The following is a 4,193-nucleotide window of genomic DNA, read 5'->3' as shown; positions in this document are numbered from 1 at the left end:
CCCATTTTTGCCTCGACGGTGATCACCATCCCCTTGCTGCTCGACCGTCAGGTCGGCATCGGTCAGGCCATTGCTGCGAGCTGGCGGGTGGTCTTGGCCAACCCGATACCGATGGCATTTTGGGGAGCGATCCTGATGGTGCTGACCTTTGTGGGTTTTGCCACTGCCCTCATTGGCTTGGTGCTGCTGGTGCCGCTGCTCGGCCACGCCAGCTGGCATGCGTACCGCGACCTGCTGGATGCGTCGGCTTTGCCGGAACGGGGGCAGCGCTGATGTTTGGTTTTACTGAAGAGCAAATCGCCGCCTTTGGCATGACCTTTGGCGTCGGCGGCCTGATGCTCTATATGCTGTTCATCATTGGCCAGCTGGCCTGGGAGTCCAAGGCAGGCAAGTTTGGTTTTTTTGTCATGATGCTGGGCTTGGCCTTTGGCATGGTCGGTTTTGTTGCCAAGTACATGATCCAGTGGGTGATGGGTATCAAATAATCAGTTGGGGTCAGAGCACGTCACTGCGCGAGTGGTCTGACCCACAAGGTATCAAATTGGTCAGCCGAACGGGCGCACCCCGATCAACAGCCCGTGCAGCCACAGTGTGAACGCGATCCAGAGCGCCACCCCCAGCGCCACGGTGATGCCGGTTGCCCCGGTGGTTCCCTGGGAATACCGAATGCTGTCACGCACATCGCGCTTGCGGGCAGCCAGGAACACAAAAATGGCCCACACCAGGAAAGTGCCAAACAACACCATATGCGCCAGCGTACCGTTGGTCAGCAAATGCGCCAGTGCCCATAGTTTGACGGCTGTTGTCATGGGGTGGTGAATGCGCGTTTTGATGCGATTCCCCGGCACATAGGCCGCTGCCAGCAGCACAAAACTCAGCAAGGTCAACAGCATGGCCAGATGTCGCATGCCAGGCGGGGGCGTCCAGATCTGCCACGGAGATTGCCGTGCCAGGCCAAAGCCCCAGACGATCAGCACAAACCCCAACAGCGACAGCACTGTGTACAAGGCACGCCAGCGTAAAGCCCCCAGGCGAACGCGAGTCCGGGTGCGCCAGCCGTCGGCCACGATCCGCACGGAATGTGTGCCCAAAAACAGCAACAGCCCCAGGATCAGGTAAAGCATAGAAAGAATGGTGAAAGCTCACCCAAAAAAGTGTGAGACAGGTAAAGAACAAGCCTGTGATTTGACCACAGGCCGGCGCCAGGGTGGTGATGCTCAAAGGTGATGGTCAAGGGTTGTGGGCGCTACTGGGGCGGCGATAAAATTGAACAGTGATGAACCATTGCGTTGAAGCGTTATTCGTTGGCTTGTCGTTGATGGGCTGTGCGTCCGTGCCCGTGGAAGATGTGCAGCGCGACGCGGCACTGAAGACATTTTCGATCGCGCCCGATCAGGCGGGTGTCTTCATCTACCTGAACGAGTTCATTGGAACCGCCGTCAAGATGGACGTCTGGCTGGACGGGGTTCCCCTGGGTCAGACGATGACGAAGACTTACCTGTACAAGTCAGTCGCGCCGGGCAAGCACACGGTTACCTCGATCGCCGAGAACACCGACACGCTTGAAGTGGACATCAGGGCGGGTTCACTCGCTTACATATGGCAGGAAGCCAAGATGGGATTCTTCCATGCGCGCGCCAAACTGCACCTCATGAACGAGGATGAAGGCAAGGCAGGTGTACTGTCCTGCAGACTCGCACAGAGTACGACGTTGTTGCAGACCATCCATGTGCGCGTCGAGGCGGATGACCCTGCCTGGGGCGGCCCGCTGGCGTGTCAGGCGTCCAATTCGTTTGGCAGTTGGCAGTTCATGGCACCAGGAAATGTCACCGTGGAGCCGTCAATGTCGCCACTGCACATCAGCTGCAAGGCATCTGCCGATGTGGCGGCTGCATCTGCCACCGCGTCGAGCTTGCCCCAGGCATCAGCAGACCAGGCCCGCAAGGGCAGCACCCGCGGCGCCCAGCTTGGTGCTGGTGCAGGTCTGGCTCTGGGTGTGGCGGCGGCTCCGGTCATGGGACCGGCCTTTGCTGTCCTGTTGGGATTGGGCAGCACACTCAGAGGTGCCGAACTCGGGGGCATGGTGGGTGCCATCACAGCCGGCCAGGGGCTGGTCTATCCAAATCCAATTGCCGTCCATATCCGGCGTCAATCGCCGAACGAATGACGCATTGGAATGCCCCGCTGGAATTCTGACGGGTCAGGAGCAGCGTTTTACCCGTGCTACCCAGGTGCTGGGTCCAAAACATCCATCTGTAATGGGGTCACACCGGATAAATCTTGACGGGTCGGGTTGCAACCGGAAAGCCTGCCGCGCCCAGCGTGTCGGCAATCGTTTTGTTGGTGTCGAAATAGACTTGCCAGAAATGATCGGTATGGCAATACGGACGCACCGCCAGTTTGGGCCCGAACTCGTTGAATTCAAGAATTTCGACGTCAACGGCCGGAGTCTTGCTGATGTTTGCCACTTTTGAGACGGCCTCTTTCAACAACGCAATCGCCTGGTGTGCATCGGCACTGCCAGCCAGTTGCGCCACCAGCTCAACGCGCCGGTAAGGATTGGACGAGTAGTTCTTGATGTCGCTGCCCATGATCTTTCCGTTGCCAACGATTGTCTTGACATTGTCAGGCGTGGTCAGCGTGGTGCCAAACAAGCCCAGCTCCATCACGGTGCCCTCGATGCCGCCAATCATCACGTACTCACCGACCTGGTAGGGGCGCAACACCAGCAGAAAGATGCCTGCCGCAAAGTTACCCAGCAAACCGCTCCAGGCGGCGCCAATGGCCACACCGGCACCGGCCACCAACGCGGCGAAGGAGGTGGTCTCGACACCGAAGTAGCCCAGTATGGCAACGACCAGAATAATATTGAGCGCCACCGTGATAAAGCTGACCAGGTAGCGTTGCACTGTGGGGTCGAGTTGTTGACGGGTCATGGCCGCGCCAATCAGCCTGGTTGCCAGGCCAATCAACCAGCGACCTATGACAAAAACCGCAATGGCACCCAATACCTTGAGGCCAAAGGCCACCAGGATGGGTTGCGCCTGATCCATCCAGGTGGTGATTTTTCCAGTTTCCATAGTGTGTTCCGATCGAAAAAAACTTGTCTTGCATCCTGCAGTTTCAGATTTGATCCAAAAGAAGGAAGAAGGCCGTGCGATTTATCAACATTTGCTGCACCGGCAACCAAAACCGGAGGATCGTCAACGGGGTGGTCTGCCCGGGCTGGAGCGGTGTTTGTCTCTAGCGCATCGCCTTACCCGCCATGCGCAGGATGTCATCAAGCGCATTGCCGTCGCCGTTCATGTCGAGCATCGAGGCCAGCCCTGCCCCGCTGCCAGCACTGCCATTCTGGCCACCGAACATTCCTCCCAGCAGGTCGCCCAGCCCCGCTTCCAGCCCGCCGCCCATTGGTTCGGGGGGAGCCGCGGTGCGGCCGTCCTGCTTTGCCATATAGCCCCCCACCAGCATCGCCAGCATGGGCAACATCTTCTTGAGCAGGGAGGGGTCGAGGCCTGACGGCGCCGCCGCATTCTGCGCCACTGCGCGGCTAACGTCCCTGGAGCCAAAGATCTGTCCGAGCACGTCATTGCCCTGGCTGACGTCGGTGGGCTGAGGCGCCAGCACCTGGTCGAGCAGACCAGCACCACCAAGTTGCCCGAGCAGCCCGCCAAGCCCCCCGAGTCCCGCGGGCTGCGACTGTGCCTGCTTCTTGAAACCGCCCAGGATCGCCGGAAGCAATGCCTCGGCGCCGCTCGCCGCCTGGCGCTCGCTGATGCCCAGCTCACGGGACATGGACCGGAGGCCGCCCATCTGGGCGAGGATGTCTGTCAACTGCATGTGTCTTCTCCTGGATGGGTGCTTGCGCCGTCAGCCTAGTCCAGCAAGGCCTGCGGGATATTGCCGCCGTTGGCGGCGATGTGCGCCAGGACGTTCTTGTGCAGCCAAATGTTCATCTGTGCCGAGTCCCCCATCAAGTCCGCCGGGCATCCCAGCTCGGTGGCCAGCTCTTTGCGCGCTGAAAGGCTGCTGTCGAGATCAAGCAGCTTCAGCAGATCGACGATGGAGGTGCGCCAGTTCAGCTTTTGCGGGTTTGCCGCAGCACGCTGCTCCATTTGGGCGACGACATCGACCATGGCGATCGGATTGGGCGCAGCCGGTGCGGCCGCAACGGTGACCGGGCTTGGGCTCAG

General features: G+C 59.9%; 6 protein-coding genes and 1 pseudogene. 3 read left to right on the top strand and 4 right to left on the bottom strand.

From position 1 onward, the window contains the following. Together GPS82_RS02450 and GPS82_RS02445 are read left to right on the top strand one after the other, a co-directional pair. Window positions 1-273 (top strand): annotated as a pseudogene (locus tag GPS82_RS02450) (hypothetical protein); the annotation flags it as partial. Further along, window positions 273-485, top strand: a complete 213-nt coding sequence (locus tag GPS82_RS02445; RefSeq protein ID WP_296490630.1) for a DUF2788 domain-containing protein — start codon at window positions 273-275, stop codon at window positions 483-485. The pseudogene GPS82_RS02450 and the gene GPS82_RS02445, both read left to right, overlap by 1 nt. A gap of 60 nt (window positions 486-545) precedes the next feature. On the opposite strand, the gene GPS82_RS02440 is transcribed toward GPS82_RS02445, so the two are convergent. Further along, on the bottom strand, window positions 546-1,124 hold the full coding sequence (locus tag GPS82_RS02440) for an NnrU family protein (RefSeq protein WP_296490628.1): 579 nt from the start codon (window positions 1,122-1,124) through the stop codon (window positions 546-548). A 152-nt stretch (window positions 1,125-1,276) separates the two neighbouring features. On the opposite strand from GPS82_RS02440, the gene GPS82_RS02435 reads away from it, so the two are divergent. Beyond that, the gene (locus tag GPS82_RS02435) at window positions 1,277-2,167 is read left to right on the top strand and encodes a DUF2846 domain-containing protein (RefSeq protein WP_296490626.1); all 891 of its coding nucleotides are present in this window, start codon (window positions 1,277-1,279) and stop codon (window positions 2,165-2,167) included. A gap of 97 nt (window positions 2,168-2,264) precedes the next feature. Here the strand turns inward: GPS82_RS02435 and GPS82_RS02430 are convergent, their stop codons facing one another. The 3 genes from GPS82_RS02430 to GPS82_RS02420 form a co-directional block, all read right to left on the bottom strand. Then, a complete protein-coding gene (locus GPS82_RS02430; protein ID WP_296490625.1) occupies window positions 2,265-3,080 on the bottom strand; it encodes a mechanosensitive ion channel family protein in 816 nt (271 codons plus the stop codon). Window positions 3,081-3,243: 163 nt separating this feature from the next. After that, a complete protein-coding gene (locus GPS82_RS02425) occupies window positions 3,244-3,840 on the bottom strand; it encodes a DUF937 domain-containing protein (RefSeq protein WP_296490623.1) in 597 nt (198 codons plus the stop codon). 35 nt (window positions 3,841-3,875) lie between these two features. After that, window positions 3,876-4,193: DUF3597 domain-containing protein (locus GPS82_RS02420; protein ID WP_296490620.1), on the bottom strand; the 318-nt coding region annotated here is incomplete at its 5' end.

The sequence above is a fragment of the Rhodoferax sp. genome (assembly GCF_011391645.1).
GTDB lineage: Bacteria > Pseudomonadota > Gammaproteobacteria > Burkholderiales > Burkholderiaceae_C > Rhodoferax.
Note: the sequence above shows the minus strand (reverse complement) of the source record. Positions and strands in the feature narration are given on the sequence as shown.

What these genes read in the sequence shown, in the direction of transcription:
- GPS82_RS02445 (WP_296490630.1), top strand. Translation starts at nt 273, where the DNA reads ATGTTTGGTTTTACTGAAGAGCAAATCGCCGCCTTTGGCATGACCTTT.
- GPS82_RS02440 (WP_296490628.1), bottom strand. Translation starts at nt 1,124, where the DNA reads ATGCTTTACCTGATCCTGGGGCTGTTGCTGTTTTTGGGCACACATTCC.
- GPS82_RS02435 (WP_296490626.1), top strand. Translation starts at nt 1,277, where the DNA reads ATGAACCATTGCGTTGAAGCGTTATTCGTTGGCTTGTCGTTGATGGGC.
- GPS82_RS02430 (WP_296490625.1), bottom strand. Translation starts at nt 3,080, where the DNA reads ATGGAAACTGGAAAAATCACCACCTGGATGGATCAGGCGCAACCCATC.
- GPS82_RS02425 (WP_296490623.1), bottom strand. Translation starts at nt 3,840, where the DNA reads ATGCAGTTGACAGACATCCTCGCCCAGATGGGCGGCCTCCGGTCCATG.